This is a genomic window from Pseudonocardia petroleophila (assembly GCF_014235185.1).
Taxonomy (GTDB): Bacteria; Actinomycetota; Actinomycetes; order Mycobacteriales; family Pseudonocardiaceae; genus Pseudonocardia; species Pseudonocardia petroleophila.
On sequence record NZ_CP060131.1, the window covers coordinates 449,963 to 466,539 of the forward strand.

Sequence of the window (16,577 nt, forward strand, 5' to 3'; positions counted from 1 at the left end):
CGACGGGCCTTCCACTGAGCGGAAGACTGGCCCGGTGACCGTGACGGCGCGCGTGCTCGGGGTGCTGGCCGCGTTCGACGCCGCCCACACCGTCCTCACGCTCACCGGGATCGCCCGCCGGGCCGGGCTCCCGCTGAGCACCGCGCACCGGCTCGTCGGCGAGCTGACGCAGTGGGGCGCGCTGGAGCGCGGGGAGGACGGGCGGTACCGGATCGGGCTGCGGCTGTGGGAGGTCGGGGCGCTCGCCCCGCGGTCGGTCGGGCTGCGGGAGGCGGCGGTGCCGTTCCTGGCCGACCTGCACGAGGTGACCGGCGAGAACGTCCAGCTCGCCGTGCTCGACGGCACCGAGGTCGTCTACGTCGACCGGATCTCCGGGCGCGGGGCCGTCAACGTGATCACGCGGGTCGGCGGGCGGCTGCCGCTGCACGCGACCGGCGTCGGCCTCGTCCTGCTCGCGCACGCCCCGCCCGAGCTGCAGGAACAGGTGCTGGCCGCGCCCCTGCGGCGCTACACCGACCGCACGATCTGCTCGCCGTCGCAGCTGCGCCGGGTGCTCGCCGACGTCCGGCGCACCGGGGTGGCGGTGAGCGACCGGCAGATCGAGCTGGTGGCGCTGTCGGTCGCGGCACCGGTGCGCGGGCCGCGCGACGAGGTGGTCGCGGCCCTGTCGGTGGTGGTGCCCGCGGACACCTCCGACGCGCGGGCCTACGTCCCGGTGGTCCGCGCCGCGGCCCGCGGCGTCTCGCGCACCCTGGCGACGCCCCCCACCTGACCAAGCGGGCCCGCCACCCCCACCCGGCGAGTCTGCCGACGCCGTCCGGCGAGTCTGCCGACGCCGTCCGGGGTCTTGTCCGGACGCGGTCCACGAACGGACATCACACCGCGCGCCGCCGGCAAACTCGCGCTGGGTGTTGCGGGCGGGTGTGTGAGGGGACAACGATCACACCGATGGACGTCGTGGAGTTCCGCCCCACCCCCGAGCAGTACGCGTGGACCTTCGGCGGGGTCGCGCCGAGCCACCGCATCCGACCCGGCACCGTGCTGAGGCTCTGGACGGAGGACGCCTTCTCCGGACGGCTGCAGCGCGCGACGGACGTGCCCTCGCAGGTGCTGGACATGACCCAGGTCAACCCGCAGACCGGGCCGTTCTTCGTCGAGGGGGCGGAGCCGGGCGACACCCTCGCGATCCACATCGTCGACCTGACGCCCGCGCGGGACTGGGCGGCGTCCACGACGATCCCGTTCTTCGGCGCGCTGACCCACCCGTACACGCTGCACGACCCGCTGCCCGAGCGGACGTGGATCTACCAGCTCGACCGGGCCGCCGGGACCGTGCGGTTCGAGTCGTCGGCGCTGACGGTGGACCTGCCGCTGGAGCCGATGCTCGGCACCGTCGGGGTGGCGCCGCCGGGGCGCGAGGTGCGGTCGAGCCTGGTGCCGGACACCTTCGGCGGCAACATGGACACCCCCGAGATGAAGCCCGGCACCACCTGCTACCTGGGCGTCAACGTCGAGGGCGCGCTGTTCTCTGTCGGCGACGGGCACTACCGGCAGGGCGAGGGCGAGAGCTGCGGGACGGCCGTCGAGGGTGCGATGGACGTGACGCTCATCGTCGAGCTGATCAAGGGCGGCGCGCCCGCCTGGCCCCGCCTCGAGCACGACGACCACTACGCCGTCGTCGGGTCCGCGCGGCCGCTGGAGGACGCGTGGCGGGCCAGCCAGGTCGGCATGGTCGCCTGGCTCGGCGAGCTCTACGGGCTCGACCCCCTCGACGCCTACCAGCTGCTCACCCAGATCGCGCTCTCCCCGCTCGCCAACGTGTGCGACACGAACTACAGCGCCCTGACCAAGATCGAGAAGCGCCTGCTCCCCGACGCCGCCGCACACGGCGGCATGCACGCGCACCTGCGCTCCCTCGCGAAAGGACTGATCTGATGGATCTCCAGCTGGCCGGCAAGGTCGCGCTCGTCACGGGCGGGACGAAGGGCATCGGGCGGGCGGTGGTCGAGGCGCTGCTCGCGGAGGGGGCGCAGGTCGCCTTCTGCGCGCGCAACGCCGCCGAGGTCGAGACGGCCGGCGCCGAGCTGGGGGCCACCGGCACCGCACTCGACGTGGCCGACGGCGACGCGCTCGCCGCCTGGGTCGCGGCCACCGCCGAGCGGTTCGGGCGCATCGACGTCGCCGTCGCGAACGTCAGCGCGCTCGCCATCGGGGCGGGTGAGGACAACTGGAAGGCCTCGTTCGAGGTCGACCTCATGCACACGGTGCGGCTGTCCGAGGCCGTGCTGCCGCACCTCACCGAGACGAAGGGGTCGATCGTCGCGATCTCCTCGGTCTCCGGGCGCGAGATCGACTTCGCCAAGGACGCCTACGGCACCATGAAGGCCGCGGTGGTCCACTACGTCGCCGGGCTGGCCCTCGAGCACGCCGCCGCCGGCGTCCGCGCCAACTGCGTCTCCCCCGGCAACACCTACTTCCCGGGCGGCGTGTGGGAGGGCATCGAGGGCGGCAACCCCGAGCTGTTCGCCACCGCGATGGGCCTCAACCCGACGGGGCGCATGGCCACCGCCGAGGAGATCGCCTACGCCGTCACGATGCTCGCGAGCCCGCGCGCGTCGTTCATCACCGGCACCAACCTCGTCGTCGACGGTGCCCTCACCCGCGGGGTCCAGTTCTAGCCATGCGCGAGTTCCACGTCGACATCCCGCAGGCCGACCTCGACGACCTGCGCGACCGCATCGCCCGCACCCGCTGGCCCGAGGCGTCGACGGTGGACGGGTGGACGCAGGGCGTGCCGCTGGACTACGCCCGCGAGCTCGTCGAGCACTGGAGCGGCGTCTACGACTGGCGGCGCTGCGAGGCCGAGCTCAACGCGCTGCCGCAGTTCCGCACACCGCTCGACGGCGGGGGCGACGACTCCGTCCAGATCCACTTCCTGCACGTCCGCAGCAGGCACGAGAACGCGATGCCGCTGCTGCTCACCCACGGCTGGCCCGGTTCGGTCGTCGAGTTCCTCGACGTCGTCGACGACCTGACCGACCCGCCGGACCCGCGCGACGCGTTCCACCTCGTCATCCCCTCGTTGCCCGGGTACGGGTTCAGCGACAAGCCGGCGACGTCGGGGTGGGGCGTCGAGCGCATCGCCACGGCGTGGGCGCAGCTCATGGACCGCCTCGGCTACGACCGCTACGCGGCGCAGGGCGGCGACTGGGGGTCGATGATCACCTCGGCGCTGGGCACCGGGATGCCCGAGGCCGTCATCGGCATCCACATCACGCTCCCGCTGGCCCAGCGCCCGCCCGAGGGGGAGGTGCCGCCGCTGACGAAGGCCGAGGAGGCCGCGCTCACCGACCGGCGCTACTTCGAGACCCACCGCGCCGGCTACTCCGCCATCCAGGCGACGCGGCCGCAGACCCTGGGCTACGGCCTGCTCGACTCACCGGTCGCCCAGTGCATGTGGATCGTGGAGAAGTTCTGGGACTGGACCGACTCCGCCGGCCCGCCGGAGAACGTGATCCCGCGCGACCGGATGCTCGACGACGTGATGCTCTACTGGCTGACCGGCACCGCGGCGTCCTCGGCGCGGCTGTACTGGGAGAGCTACAAGCGCCGCAGGCTCGACCCGGTCGAGGTGCCCACCGGCATCACCCTGTTCCCCAAGGAGCTGTGGCGGCTGCCGCGCTCGTGGCTGGCCCGGCGCTACACCGACATCCGGCACTTCCACCAGCCCGAGGTCGGCGGGCACTTCCCGTCGATGGAGCAGCCGGAGATCTTCGTCGACGAGCTGAGGGCGTTCTTCGGGACGCTGCGGTAGCCCGCTACCGGAACGTCAGCACCGACGCGGTGAAGCCGTGCAGGTGGTTGCGGCCGCCGACCGGACCGATCTCCCCGGCGGCGAAGAACCCGGCGACCCCCGCCTCGCCCAGCACGCGGCGCAGCAGCGCCGGGTCGTGGTCGGCGGAGTCGAACATGGTCGTGCCGCGGCCGTTGCAGGAGAACAGCAGCGCGCCGGCGGCCGGCTCGGCCCCGAGGAGCTCCACGAGGTCCTCCCCCGCCCCGGTCGCGTCGCGCACCTGGAACCGCACCGTCTGCCCCACCTCGACGAGCTCGCCGACGGCGACCGCCCCCGCCGACTCGTCGACGCCGGTGACGCCGCGGATCAGGAAGTCGCCGCGGCCGTGGTCGTCGGCGTACTCGTTGATCGCGATGCCCACGTGCAGCCCCCGCCCGGCCAGCTCCTGCTCGGCGGGCGGCAGCGCGGACACGATCTCGGCGAGGCGCCGGTAGGCGGGTGAGCCGGCCAGTTCGAGCAGGACGTTGCGCTCGGCGCGCGTCACGACCATCGCGGGCCCGATCGGACGGCAGCCCTGGCTGACGACGGTGCGCACGCCCGCGTCGCCGCCGAGGACCACGCCGACGCCGCCGCGGTCGTGGACCTCGCCGTCGAGGAACAGCCGGTTGGCCCCCGGCCCGCCCGGCGCCCCGGTGAGCCCGCCGACGATCGGGAACCCGGGCAGTGCCGCGTTGCCGTGCTGCAGGAACCCGCTGACCGGGAACGAGTACGGGTCGACGACGACCGCGGCCACCTTGTCGTCGGAGCGCGGGGTGGGCAGCCCGGCGATCCGCACGCCGCCCTCGGCCTGCTCCGCGGTGAGCCGGACGGGGCGGACCGTGGCGCCGGGCAGCACGGCCGCCCAGACCGCGACGGCCGGCCCGTGCTCGACGCCGCGACCGTCGCCGATGACCCCGCCGGAGGTGCCCCCGACGCTGGTCCGGGCCCCGGCGAGGGTCATCGCCCGGCGCCCGGCGGCCTCGACCGCGTCGCCGCCGAGCCGCCCGGGCGCGACGAAGACCCAGACGAGGTCGGGGACCGCGCCGTCGAGCGGGGCCAGTGCCTGCGCGACGGCGACCTCCGCCGCACCCTCCAGGTCCGGGCCCACCGCGAGGCCGTCCCCGAACCGCCGTCCCGCGCGCGTCATGCACCCATCGTCACAGACGCGGGGCCGGTCCACCCGTTCCGAGCGGTGGACGGCCGTCGCACGCCGCGTGCGGCGTCACCACCGCACGGCCGACCGGACCCCTTAACGCTAGTCACTGGCAGAAAAGAATTGATGGCTGAAACGTCAGAAGGGCGGTTTCCCGCGCAGTCGGCCGGGCCGCGGCCACATTCGCGCGAACGCGATCCCGACCACGTTCGCGGGACCCAGGGAACGCGAATCCGTGGAGCCGTCGGGGTTGTCCCCGAGCACCCACCAGCCGTCACCCTCCGGCCGCTCCGCGCGCTTCACGGAGAGCTGCTGCGGCCGTGCTGACCAGCGGACGAGCACCACATCACCCGGGGAAGGCGCCGCGCCGAACCGGACCAGCAGGACGTCGCCGTCGCGGACCGTCGGGGACATCGACGGCCCCCGCACCGCCACCCGTCGCCACCGCACCACGCATATCTCCTCGCCGTTGCGGGAACGTCCCGGGAGTAGGGTGACAGAACGAGATCGATCATCGAACCAGGAAGGACCCCATGCGGATGCTGTCCCGTATTCTCCGCCCGCGGCTGGAGGCCACCGCGCACTGCGACCTCCCGTGTGGCGTGTACGACCCGGCCCAGGCGCGCATCGAGGCCGAGTCCGTGAAGGCCATCCAGGAGAAGTACCAGGGCAACGACGACCCCGCCTTCCGTGCGCGGGCCATCGACATCAAGGAGCAGCGCTCCGACCTGGTCAAGCACCACCTCTGGGTGCTGTGGACCGACTACTTCAAGCCGCCGCACTTCGAGAAGTACCCGGAGCTGCACGAGCTGTTCAACAAGGCCACCAAGGCCGCGGGTGCCTCGGGCACCAAGGCGTCGAACGACCCGGCCTCCGGCCAGGAGCTCCTCGACCTGATCGCCCAGATCGACAAGATCTTCTGGGAGACCAAGCAGGCTGCCTGATCCAGGGCGCGGCGGACGGCGCCGACCGGAGGGGACACCCTCCGGTCGGCGCCGTTCGTCGTCCCCGGGTGTCGTGCGCTCAGCCCGACACGGGCACGCACTCGGCGAGCAGGTCGACGACGTCGCGCCAGGCCCGCTCGGCGTGCCGCGCGTGGTAGCCGACGCCGGGCAGGACCGTCTGGCCGTACGTGCCGTCGGGCCGCAGCGATCCGTCCGGGTCGGTGGGCGGGTGGTGGAAGGCGTGCTCGGCCCCGCCGTAGACCGTGATGCGCCAGTCGACCCCCGCGCCCTGCATCTCGGCCGCGAACGCGTCGCGCTGCGCGGCCGGCTGGATCGGGTCCTGCGACCCCACCCCGGCCCACACCGGGCAGCCGATGCGCGCCGCCTCGCCGGGCCGGCCCGTGATCAGCCCGTTGACCGTCCCGATCGCGCGCAGCCCGACGCCGGCGCGCCCGAGCTCCAGCGCGATCGCGCCCCCCGTGCCGTAGCCGACGGCGGCGATCCGGTCGGGATCGGTCCGGGGCTCGGCGCACAGCACGTCGAGGGCGGCGCGGCCGACGCCCCGCATCCGGTCGGGATCGGCGAGCAGCGGCCGGCACCGCGCCAGCATCTCCTCGGGATCGGCGAACCACCGGCCGCCGTGGATGTCGAAGGCCAGCGCGACGTAGCCGAGCTCGGCGAGCGCGTCCGCCCGGTAGCGCTGGAAGTCGTTGAGTCCCGGGCCCTCCGGCCCGATCAGGACCGCGGGCCTGCGGTCGGCCCCGGAGGGCAGGGCGAGGTGCCCGATCATCGTGAGCCCGTCGGCGGGATACTCGACCGTGCGCGTCGTGACCGTCATGCGGTCGGACGCTAGGGGCCGTCGAGGGTCGCGGAGCCGGTGTTCACCACCGGCGGAACGCGGGACCGGGTGGGAGGAGACGCGGATGGGTGCGGCCGACGTGCGGCTGGACGACGAGCGCACGCAGCTCGACGCGTTCGTCGAGGAGTACCGGGCCGCGGTCGAGGCGACCCTGGACGGGCTCACCGAGGAGCAGGCCCGCCGCCGCCTCGTCCCGTCGTCGACGACGCTGCTCGGCCTGCTCGCGCACCTCACGTGGATGCAGCGGGTGTGGTTCGAGGAGTGCGTCGGCGGCACCTCCCGCCGCGCGCTCGGTCTGGTGTCGAGCCCGGAGGAGTCCTTCCGGCTCACCGACGACGACACGGTCGCCTCGGTGCTGGCCGCCCACCGGGCGGCCTGCGCGACGGCCCGGGCGGCGGTGGCCGACCTGGCGCTGGACGACGTCGTGACCGGGCACCGGTCCGGGCCGCGCACGCTGCGCTGGGTGTACCTGCAGGTCCTGCGCGAGCTGGCCCACCACTGCGGGCACGCCGACATCCTGCGCGAGCAGGTGCTCGCTCACTGAGACCCGGCCCGCACCCGCTCGGCCAGTGCGCGCGGGGCGAGCAGGCAGAAGCTGTCGGTCAGCAGCTCGACCAGCTCCTCGTGGTCGACGTCTGGGGCCAGCACCACGCCCACGACGGCCGACCCCCACGGCGCGGCGAAGAACGGCGGGCCGACGTGGTGCAGCGCCGCGAGCTCGGGGCCGGAGGAGGAGAACGTCAGGACAACCGCGGGCCCGTCGGTGCCCGCCGCGCGGGCGTAGGCGGGCGGGCGGCCGGCGTCGATCGGGAGCAGGTGGGCGAAGGTCCTCTTCCGGATCCGCCACCGGACGCCGTGCCACGCCCGCTCCTCGTACGCCTCGGGCAGGCGCGCGCAGATCGCCCGCACCGGCCCGAGGTACTCCTGCACCTCAGCCCCGTACGGCCCGCAGCAGCAGGTGCATCGCGGTGTCGGTGGAGCGTTCGCGCACGTCGGAGCGGCTGCCGGGCAGGCGGGGGTCGCGGGCGAGCACCAGGCCGTCGGCGGTGGTGACGCAGAAGCAGACGTAGCCGACGGGCTTGGCGTCGGTGCCGCCGTCCGGCCCCGCGACGCCGGTGATCCCGACGCCGACGTCGGCGCCGAACCGCTCGCGCGCGCCGTCGGCCAGGGCGCGGGCGACCTCCGGCGACACCGCGCCGCGCGCCTCGATGAGGTCGGCGGGCACGCCGAGCAGCGCGGTCTTCGCCGCGTTCGAGTACGCCACGACGCCGCCGTCGACGTAGGCGCTGGACCCGGCCCGGTCGATCAGCCGCGACGCCAGCATCCCGCCGGTGCAGGACTCCCCCGTCGCCACGGTCCAGCCCTTGTCGCGCAGCCCGGCGGCGACCAGCGCGTCGGTGCTCGTGCCGTCGGCGCTGACGAGGTGCCGCTCGTGCGCGGCGATCAGGGCGTCGGCCAGCGCGTCGGTGGACACCCCCGGCTCGGGCCGCAGGTCGACCTCCAGCTCGGAGCGGCGCAGGCAGGTGGTGACCTCGATGCCGGTCGTGTCGAGGTCGCGCAGGGTGGCCGCGATCTCCGACTCGGGCAGCCCGAAGTAGCGCAGCGACCGCGACCGCGCCGCCGGCACCCCGGCCAGCAGCTCGGCGACGGGGGCCGCGGCGAGCGCGGCGGGCCACATCCCCTGCAGCTCCCGCGGCGGCCCCGGCAGCACGACGACGACCGGCCCGTCCGGCACCGTGACGACCAGCCCCGGCGCGGTGCCGACGGGGGCGAGCGCGGTCGCCCCGCGCGGCACCATGGCCTGCTTGCGGTTGGCCTCCTCCAGCGCGGGCCCGTCGAACCCGGTGCGCCGGGCCCACGCCGCGAGGATCCCGGCGATGTGCGCGCGCATCGGCTCGTCGAGCTCCAGGGGGACGCCGGCGAAGGAGGCGACGACCTCGGCCGTCAGGTCGTCGGCGGTGGGGCCGAGCCCGCCGCTGGTGACGACCAGCGCCGCACCCCGGACGAACTCCAGCGCGTCGGCGAGGTCGGCCGGACGGTCGCCGACGACCAGCACGTGCGACACCTCGAACCCCAGCTCGCCGAGGTGCTCGGCGACCCACGGGCCGTTCCTGTCCGAGATCGCCCCGGTGAGCAGCTCGCTCCCGGTGACGACGACCGCGGCCCGCGGCCGACCCACTGATCCACTCATGCGAGGGACGCTACCGCCGCCACCGCCGACGCGTCGCCCACCGCGACCGCCTCGGCCACCCGGACGGGGTCGGTCGAGAGCGCGGCGATGCCGGCGGCCCGCGACGGGCCGAGCGCCAGCAGGTGCCCGGGGCCGCGGTCGGGATGGGCGGCGTCGGTGACCAGGCGCAGGTCGTAGCGGCGGCTGCCCTGGGCCAGGGTGCCGAGCCCGGGGACGGCGCGGTCGAGCGCGCGGGCCCACAGCGACAGCTCGGACGCGTCGTGGATCTCCGTCTCGGGCCGGCAGACCAGCACGAGCACGTGCGTCGCGCCGCCGCGCAGCGCCCGGGCCGCCGCGAGGGGTTCGCCGACCGAGCCGTCGACCCAGCGCCGCCCGGCGTGCTCCACCGGCGGCCCGGCGAGCAGCGGGATCGCGGCCGAGGCGCGCAGGCCGCGGCGCCAGTCGTCGACGGTGGTCAGCCCGGTCAGGACGTGCGGGGTCAGGTCGGCCGCGTCGGTGGCGACGACGTGCAGCGGCACCGGGCTGTCGCGCAGCGCCTCCCACGGCAGCGGCTTCGTGCCGCCGAGCACGATGTGGATCAGGTGGTCGAGCGACACCGCGGGCCGGGCCGTGGCCAGCCGGCGCAGGTCGATGAACGCCGGGGAGGCGAGGTCCTCGGGGAACGCGGCGGCCCCGGCGTCGGCGCGGCCGGTGAGGAACGACGCCGCCGACACCGCGCCCGACGACGCCCCGTACACCTCGTCGAACGCCGCGCGCAGGCCCGCGCGGTCCAGCGCGTGCAGCATCCCGGCGACGTAGGCGCCGCGCATCCCACCCCCGCCGACGACGAGCGCGACGCGGTGCGGGTCGGACCGGGCACCGGGCCGGGTGCCGCGGCGGTCGAGCAGCACGCGGAGCACGTCGTGGTCACCGCGGAGGAAGGCGCCCGTCACGGGCGGAGAGTAGGCCACGCACGACGCAGGCCCGGACCGTGCGGTCCGGGCCTGCGGGGTGGAGCGGGTCAGCGGCCGGCTCCCCGCGAGCCGCCGACCCACTCCTGGTCGGTCATCCGCAGCACCGCGACGCCGACGGCCACCATGAACAGGCCCAGGCACGCGCCCTGCACGATCCCGGAGACCGCGCCGATCGGCAGCGCCACGGCCCCGACCACCATCAGCGGGACCAGCAGCGTGGGGACCCAGTGGAAGAACCCGGCGCGCCAGGCGGCGACACCCAGGACGGTCATGCCCACGAAGGTGAGCATCAGGACCGGGCCGGCCAGCATGAGACCGGCCAGCGGCAGGGCCTGGGCGGCGTCGGACACCGCCACCGCCTGGTCGGCGGGCAGGCTCTGGCGGATCGCGATGTCGTAGAAGTCGGTGACGAGCAGGCCGGGCAGGGCGAGCGCCCCGGGCACCGCCAGGGCCATCCCGACGTTGCCGGCGATCCGGCTGCGGCGGCGGGTCATGATCCCCAGTGCGAGCAGCACCGGGACGATGCCCAGGTAGCCGTAGTGCAGCAGCAGTGCCGCGACCTGGCTGCGGACCGGGTCGGCCACCAGCGAGTCCAGGTAGGCGAGCTTGCCCTCCGCGGTCTCCCAGTTCGTCGCCGCGAACCCGGCCGCGGTGACGAGACCGCCGAGCACCGCGACGGCACCGGTGACGCGGCGGCGGAAGCGGGTGGCGGGGGCGACGGGGACGTCGACGGCGGAGAAGAGGTCGGCGGCGGTGGCGGTGGCGGTCATGGCGGGCTCCTCGGATCGGTCGGTCTGGTGCCGAGAAGACTCCTCGGGACGGGCCGCCGGCGGACCGGTGTTCCCTGGCCGACCGACAGTGGTGCCAGCACCCCCCGCAACGGGGCGTCCGCGCCCTACGCTCGTCGACGTGCCCACCCGAGTCGTCCTCGCCGAGGACAACGCCCTGCTGCGCGCGGGCCTGGTCCGGCTCGTCGACGCCGCCGAGGACCTCTGCCTCGTCGGTTCCGCCGCCGACCTGCCCGCGCTCACCGCACTCGTCGACCACGAGCTGCCCGACGTCGTCGTCACCGACATCCGGATGCCCCCGACGCACACCGACGAGGGCATCGCGGTCGCCACGCGGCTGCGCGAGGCGCACCCCGGGATCGGGGTGCTCGTGCTCAGCCAGTACGCCGAGGCGCCCTACGCGCTGACGCTGCTGGCGGGCGGCACCGCGCGCCGCGGGTACCTGCTCAAGGAGCGCGTGGCCGACGGCGACGAGCTCGCCGAGGCGATCCGCCGGGTGGCCGCGGGCGGGTCGGTGATCGACCCGACGGTGATCGAGGGGCTCGTCGCCGCCAACCGCGCGGCCCCGTCGGACCTCGACCGGCTGACCCCGCGCGAGCTGGAGGTGCTCGGCGAGATGGCGCAGGGCAAGAGCAACGCCGCGATCGCCGCGGCGCTGGTGCTCTCCGAGCGGGCGATCGAGAAGCACACCAACTCGATCTTCGCCAAGCTCGGGCTGTCCGAGGAGCGCGACCTCAACCGCCGCGTCAGCGCCGTCCTGATGTACCTGCAGAAGGACTGATCCCGATGGACCCCGTGCGGGTGCTCGTGGTGGACGACCAGCGGCCGTTCCGGCTGGCGGCCGCCGCGGTGCTGGCCCGGACGCCCGGGTTCCTGCTGGTCGGCGAGGCGGGCACCGGCGAGGAGGCCGTGACGCTCGCCGCGACCCTGCATCCCGACCTCGTCCTGCTCGACGTCCGCCTGCCCGGCATCAGCGGGGTGGAGGCGGCCGCGCGGATCGCGCAGCACGCTCCGCGGACCGTCGTCGTGCTGTGCTCCAGCTACGCCCGCGCCGACCTGCCCTTCCCCGTCGACAGCCCCGGGGTGAGCGCCTACCTGCACAAGGAGGAGCTGCGCCCGTCCGCGCTGCGGTCGGTGTGGGAGGCCTCGCTCAGCTCCCCCTGACGCTCAGCTCTCCCTGAGCACCGCGGCGGGCGGCGTCCGGGCGACGCGCAGCGCGGGCCGGACCGCGGCCGCCACGGCCGTGAGCAGCACCAGCGGCCCGATCGCGACGAGCAGCCCGACGGGCAGCGCGACGTCGCCGCCGACGCCCGTCGACGTCGCCACCTCCCACCACAGCAGCCGCGCGACGGCCAGGCCGAGCGGCACCCCGATCAGCAGCGCGGGCGCCGCGATCGACAGGGCCATGACGACGACGGCGGTGCACACCTGCCGCGGCGTCGCCCCCAGCACGGCCAGCGCGGCGAGGCTCGGCGCGGTGCGCCGGACCCCGGTGAGCACGGCGTGCACCAGGCCGGCGGCCCCGACGACGGCGAGCCCCAGCGCGAGCAGCTCGGGCAGCTCGACGATGTCGGCGAGGTTGCGGATCTCGTCGGGGGTCTCGGCGAGGAACACCTCGAGGTCGCGCGACAGCTCGTCGAACAGCGGCCCGGCCTGCCCCGGCACGGTCTGCAGGTAGGCCCCGACCAGCGGCTCGCCCCCCGCCACCGCCGGGAGCTGCTCGGGCATCACGAGCGCGACCTCGCCGAGCGCGCTGGTCTCGCCGGAGTCCTCCGACAGCACGACGACGGTGCCGGTCACGGTGAGCGCGACGGGGCCGCCGGGCCCGGCCACCTCCAGGACGTCGCCGACGACCACCCCGAGCCGCTCGGCCAGCCGGGGCCCGACCGCGATCTCCCCCGGGCGCCCGGGCTCGCGCCCGGACGGCGTCTCGACCGGCATCCGGCCGAGCCGGTGGTCCAGTGCCACGACCTTCAGCGGCTCCCCCGCCGCGGTGACGGCGTCGGCGCTGGTCATCACGTCCAGCGCCGCGACGCGCGGGTCGGCGACGAGCCGGGCGACGTCGGGCTCGCGGGCGTCGATCAGGGACAGGTCGGCCTGCTGTCCGTAGCGCGCCGGGGTGTCGACGAGCCGCTGCAGCCCGGCCCCGAAGGTCGCCCCCGCCACCACCCCGGCGACGACCGCCGCCGCGCCGAGCACCGCGACGGCGTGGCGCCGGTGCCCGCCCCGCAGCGCGACGCCCAGGCGCAGCGCGGGACGGCCGGGCCGCCACCACGGCGGTCCGGCGGCCGCCGCCTGCGGCGCGCGGCGCGGGCGGCCCGCCACCGCGGTCGCGAGCACGGTGAGCCCCACGAACAGCACCGCGAGCAGGGCGCCCCCGCCCAGCGCGACACCCCACGGCGCCAGGTAGCCCGGCGTCGGCTCGAACCGCGCCTGGCTGCCCAGCGCCTCCAACCGGCCCGACGCGGCGGCCACCGCGCCCCCGCACAGCGCCGCCACGGCGGCGGCGGGGAGGGCGGCCAGCACGCGCGCGCCGATCCGCCCGACCGCGGTGAGCCCGAGCGCCGCCTCGACGCGCTGCGCTGCGCGGGCCGACTCGTGCTGGCGGGCGAGCCCCTGCCCGACCACGAGCAGCACCCCGCCCGCCAGCACCAGCGCGACGACCGCGAGCCCGGTGGTGAGCACGCGCTCGGCGGTGGCGACCGCGGGGTCGACCTGGGTGCGGGGCAGCTCGATCCGGGCGGGCAGGTACATCCCGACGATCGACGGCGGCTGCTGCGCGGCGGCCCCGGTGAACGCCGCGGAGAACGCCTCGGCCGCGCCCGGGCTGCCGTCGAGCCGGACGTAGGTCGGGTGGGTCGAGGCGTCGGCGGCGTGGGCGCGGGCGAACGCGGGCCCGGCGAGGGTGTTCGACAGCGCCCCGCCCCAGTACGGCATCCGGCCGATGCCGACGACCTCCATCGGTGCCGTCGCCCCGTCGGGCTCGCCGAAACCGACCGCGAACTGCGAGATCTCCTCCAGCGTGAGCAGCTTCAGCGTCAGCCGGTCGCCGACCCGCAGCCCCGACGCCTGGGCGAAGGGCTCGCCGATGAGCAGCTCGCCCGCGGCGTCGGGGGCGGGCAGCCGCCCGTCGACGACGACCGGGTCGACGAGGTCGGCCGGCTGGTCCACCCCGGCCCCGATCGACACGTACCGCAGCACCGGCCCCTCGACCTGCGCGACCCAGCCGTCGGTGGTCCAGGCCCGCGCCACGCCGGGCATCGTGGGCACGGCCGCGGTGAGGTCGGGCTGGTCGTCGGGGACGACGACGCGCGCGTCGTCGAGGTGGACGGCCTCGACCAGCCGCGGGTACGCCGTCGCGGTCCGCTGCGCCAGCGCGACGGTCCCCAGCGCCGCCCCGCCGCCGATGCCGAGCACGAGGGCGAGCACGAGCAGCGAGCGCCACCGGGCACGCAGCTCGGCGCGCGCGACGGCGCGGACGGCGCTCATCCGGCCGTCCGGTCCGCCACCGGCCCCGCCACCGGCACGGTCGCCGTCACCGTCGTCCCGACGCCCGGCGTGGAGACCCAGCGGACCGACCCGCCGACGGCCCCGAGCCGGTCGGCCATGTTCTGCAGCCCGGCCCCGGTGGGCACCTCGCCGGCCGGGAAGCCGGGACCGGTGTCGCCCACCTCCACGACGAGCTGCCCGTCGCGGCGCCCGATCCCGATCTCCACCTCGGAGCCGGGGGCGTGCTTCGCCGCGTTCTGCAGCGCCTCCAGGCAGCAGAAGTACACGGCGGCCTCGACCGGCTCGGGATGCCGCCCGACGTCGGCCGCGTGCACCTGCACCGTCAGCGGGCTGCGGGCGGCGGCGGCGCGCAGCGCGTCGGGCAGCCCGGCGTCGCGCAGCAGCGGCGGGTAGATGCCGTGGGCGAGGTCGCGCAGCGCCGAGATCGACTCGCGGACGCCGCGGTCGAGCTCGTCGAGCAGCTCGACGTCGGCGGTGTTGCCCGCCTCCTCCGCGGTGTCGCGCACCAGCCGCAGCCCGACCGCGATCGCGACGAGGTGCTGCTGGGCGCCGTCGTGCAGGTCGCGCTCGATCCGGCGGCGCTCCGCGTCGGCCGTGCTGACCAGGCGGGCGCGGGAGGCCTGGAGCTCGGCGTTGGCGCGGCGCAGGTCGGCGAGGGTGTCGGTGAGCGCCTCGTCGAGCGCGCGGTTGCGCAGCACGATCGCGAGCCGCCGCGCCACCTCCCCCAGCGCGCGCTCGTCGGCCCCGGTGATCGCGTCGGCGTCGCCGGTGCGCTCGACGACGATCAGCGCCAGCACCCGCCCGGCGTGCACGGCGGGCGCGAGCCGCAGCTGCGTGTCCGGGCCGCGCCCCTCCAGCAGCCGGGGCAGCCACAGCCGCAGCCACCCCGGCCCCGCGACGCCCGCGCGGGCGAGCAGCGCCAGGTCGGACTTGTCCAGCGGGTGCGGCTCCGGCTCGTCCGCGACGGCGGGCACGGCCAGCGCGCGGACCAGCTCGTCGCCGTCGCCGCCCGCGGGCACCGACCAGATCTCGACGCGCGCGAGCCGGTGCTCGCGGCGCAGCGACTCGGCGAGGCGGCGCAGCAGGTCGTCGTCGGTGTCGGACCCGGACCCCTCCGCGACGGCGGCCAGCAGCTCGTCCGGGGAGCTGCGGGTGCCGTGGAGCGCGGCGCGGGCGGCCTGCGCGGCGCGCCGGGCGAGCGGGCGCGCCAGCACCGCCGCCACCGCCACCCCCACCAGCAGCGGCGTGCCGAGGCCGCGCTCCGCCCCGACGGGCAGCCGCCCGAGCACCAGCAGCGTGACGACCAGGCCGATCGCGGCCGCGAGCCCGACCGCCCCGGTGACGGCCCCCGCCGCCAGCACCGTGAGGCTCGCCCGGCGCAGCGGCGGGACCTCCCCGGCCAGCACCCCCAGCAGCACGCACCCGGCCGCGACGGCGAGGGCGACCGGCAGCGGCGGGCCGCCGCCGAGCAGTGACCCCGCCACCGCGACGACGAGCACGCCCCCCGCCACCAGCACCCCGGCCACCACGAGCGACCACCGGGCCCGGACCCCCGGCCTCACGACCGGCCCGCCCGGCCGTCGTCGACGACCCGGCCGTCGCGCATCCGCACCACCCGCTGCGCCGCGTCGGCGACCTCGGAGGCGTGGGTGACCATGAGGATCGTCTGCCCGGCGTCGTGCAGGCGGCCGAACAGGTCGAGCACCTCGGCCTGGCCGTCGGAGTCCAGCGCCCCGGTCGGCTCGTCGGCCAGCAGGACCGTCGGGCGGTTGGCCAGCGCCCTGGCGATCGCGACGCGCTGGCGCTGCCCGCCGGACAGCGCGCCCGGCAGCTCCCCGGAGCGGTCGAGGAGCCCGAGCGTGTCGAGCAGGTCGCGCGCCCGCTCCCCCGCCTGCGCCGGCTTCTCCCCCGCGACCAGCGCGGCCAGCGCCACGTTCTCCAGCGCCGACATGTGCTCGATGAGGTGGAAGAACTGGAACACCAGCCCGACGTGGCGGCGGCGCAGCCGGGCGAGCGCGGCGGCGCCGAGGTCGTCGGCCCGGGTGCCCGCCAGCTCGACCGCACCCTCGTCGGCGCCGTCGAGCCCGGCGATCAGGTGCAGCAGCGTCGACTTCCCGCAGCCCGATGGCCCCATCAGCGCGACGAACTCGCCGCGCTCGACGCAGAGGTCGACGCCGCGCAGCGCCCGCACCGCGACCTCGGAGGACCCGCCCGCCCCGTAGGTCTTGCGCAGGCCGCGCACCGCCAGCGCGGGCCCACTCGGATCCTCCACGCGGACCACCCTAGGAATGCGACGTTCGGGGCACCGGCCCCCTGACACCACCGCCGGGGGTGGTGGTAGCACCCC

At 76.1% G+C, this 16,577-nt stretch carries 18 protein-coding genes; 8 read left to right on the forward strand and 10 right to left on the reverse strand.

Going from position 1 to position 16,577, the window contains the following annotated elements; translation table 11 throughout:
- The first annotated feature begins 34 nt into the window (after positions 1-34).
- From H6H00_RS02135 to H6H00_RS02150, 4 genes are all read left to right on the forward strand, one after another.
- Complete coding sequence (locus H6H00_RS02135) at positions 35-772, forward strand: IclR family transcriptional regulator (RefSeq protein ID WP_185719703.1); 738 nt, start codon at positions 35-37, stop codon at positions 770-772.
- Between the two features lie 176 nt (positions 773-948).
- A complete protein-coding gene (locus H6H00_RS02140) occupies positions 949-1,935 on the forward strand; it encodes an acetamidase/formamidase family protein (protein WP_185719704.1) in 987 nt (328 codons plus the stop codon).
- Entirely contained in the window at positions 1,935-2,678 is a 744-nt protein-coding gene (locus H6H00_RS02145) for an SDR family NAD(P)-dependent oxidoreductase (RefSeq protein WP_185719705.1), read from the forward strand. The genes H6H00_RS02140 and H6H00_RS02145 overlap by 1 nt, the downstream gene beginning before the upstream one ends.
- Before the next feature lie 2 nt (positions 2,679-2,680).
- Positions 2,681-3,814 carry an epoxide hydrolase family protein gene (locus tag H6H00_RS02150; protein ID WP_185719706.1) on the forward strand — a complete coding sequence of 378 codons (1,134 nt, stop codon included), beginning with the start codon at positions 2,681-2,683 and terminating at the stop codon, positions 3,812-3,814.
- A 4-nt stretch (positions 3,815-3,818) separates the two neighbouring features.
- Here H6H00_RS02150 and H6H00_RS02155 read toward each other — a convergent pair whose 3' ends face one another.
- Entirely contained in the window at positions 3,819-4,979 is a 1,161-nt protein-coding gene (locus H6H00_RS02155; protein WP_185719707.1) for an FIST signal transduction protein, read from the reverse strand.
- Between the two features lie 144 nt (positions 4,980-5,123).
- A complete protein-coding gene (locus H6H00_RS02160) occupies positions 5,124-5,438 on the reverse strand; it encodes a S26 family signal peptidase (RefSeq protein WP_255425536.1) in 315 nt (104 codons plus the stop codon).
- A gap of 80 nt (positions 5,439-5,518) precedes the next feature.
- Between H6H00_RS02160 and sodN the strand changes: the two genes are divergently transcribed.
- Positions 5,519-5,929, forward strand: coding sequence for a superoxide dismutase, Ni (sodN, locus tag H6H00_RS02165; protein ID WP_185719708.1), 411 nt, complete (start codon positions 5,519-5,521; stop codon positions 5,927-5,929).
- Positions 5,930-6,008: 79 nt separating this feature from the next.
- Here sodN and H6H00_RS02170 read toward each other — a convergent pair whose 3' ends face one another.
- A complete protein-coding gene (locus H6H00_RS02170; RefSeq protein WP_185719709.1) occupies positions 6,009-6,767 on the reverse strand; it encodes a dienelactone hydrolase family protein in 759 nt (252 codons plus the stop codon).
- Positions 6,768-6,852: 85 nt separating this feature from the next.
- Here H6H00_RS02170 and H6H00_RS02175 point away from each other — a divergent pair, with 85 nt between their 5' ends.
- Entirely contained in the window at positions 6,853-7,332 is a 480-nt protein-coding gene (locus tag H6H00_RS02175; protein WP_185719710.1) for a DinB family protein, read from the forward strand.
- On the opposite strand, the gene H6H00_RS02180 is transcribed toward H6H00_RS02175, so the two are convergent.
- From H6H00_RS02180 to H6H00_RS02195, 4 genes are all read right to left on the reverse strand, one after another.
- Positions 7,326-7,718: an MmcQ/YjbR family DNA-binding protein gene (locus H6H00_RS02180; protein WP_185719711.1), complete on the reverse strand. Its 393-nt coding sequence runs from the start codon at positions 7,716-7,718 to the stop codon at positions 7,326-7,328. The genes H6H00_RS02175 and H6H00_RS02180 overlap by 7 nt on opposite strands.
- Before the next feature lies 1 nt (position 7,719).
- Positions 7,720-8,979: a competence/damage-inducible protein A gene (locus H6H00_RS02185; protein WP_185719712.1), complete on the reverse strand. Its 1,260-nt coding sequence runs from the start codon at positions 8,977-8,979 to the stop codon at positions 7,720-7,722.
- Entirely contained in the window at positions 8,976-9,911 is a 936-nt protein-coding gene (locus H6H00_RS02190; RefSeq protein ID WP_255425537.1) for a patatin-like phospholipase family protein, read from the reverse strand. The genes H6H00_RS02185 and H6H00_RS02190 overlap by 4 nt, the downstream gene beginning before the upstream one ends.
- A gap of 68 nt (positions 9,912-9,979) precedes the next feature.
- Positions 9,980-10,702 (reverse strand): hypothetical protein, encoded by a 723-nt coding sequence (locus H6H00_RS02195; RefSeq protein WP_185719714.1) that lies wholly within the window; start codon positions 10,700-10,702, stop codon positions 9,980-9,982.
- A gap of 139 nt (positions 10,703-10,841) precedes the next feature.
- Between H6H00_RS02195 and H6H00_RS02200 the strand changes: the two genes are divergently transcribed.
- Both H6H00_RS02200 and H6H00_RS02205 read left to right on the forward strand, forming a co-directional pair.
- Positions 10,842-11,501: a response regulator transcription factor gene (locus H6H00_RS02200; protein ID WP_185719715.1), complete on the forward strand. Its 660-nt coding sequence runs from the start codon at positions 10,842-10,844 to the stop codon at positions 11,499-11,501.
- Between the two features lie 5 nt (positions 11,502-11,506).
- On the forward strand, positions 11,507-11,884 hold the full coding sequence (locus H6H00_RS02205) for a response regulator transcription factor (protein WP_185719716.1): 378 nt from the start codon (positions 11,507-11,509) through the stop codon (positions 11,882-11,884).
- 3 nt (positions 11,885-11,887) lie between these two features.
- On the opposite strand, the gene H6H00_RS02210 is transcribed toward H6H00_RS02205, so the two are convergent.
- The 3 genes from H6H00_RS02210 to H6H00_RS02220 are packed head-to-tail and all read right to left on the reverse strand — an operon-like array spanning position 11,888 to position 16,502.
- Positions 11,888-14,209 (reverse strand): ABC transporter permease, encoded by a 2,322-nt coding sequence (locus H6H00_RS02210; protein WP_185719717.1) that lies wholly within the window; start codon positions 14,207-14,209, stop codon positions 11,888-11,890.
- Entirely contained in the window at positions 14,206-15,792 is a 1,587-nt protein-coding gene (locus H6H00_RS02215) for a sensor histidine kinase (RefSeq protein ID WP_185719718.1), read from the reverse strand. Before H6H00_RS02215 ends, H6H00_RS02210 begins: the two co-directional genes overlap by 4 nt.
- Positions 15,789-16,502, reverse strand: a complete 714-nt coding sequence (locus tag H6H00_RS02220) for an ABC transporter ATP-binding protein (RefSeq protein ID WP_221775768.1) — start codon at positions 16,500-16,502, stop codon at positions 15,789-15,791. Before H6H00_RS02220 ends, H6H00_RS02215 begins: the two co-directional genes overlap by 4 nt.
- Between the last annotated feature and the right edge of the window lie 75 nt (positions 16,503-16,577).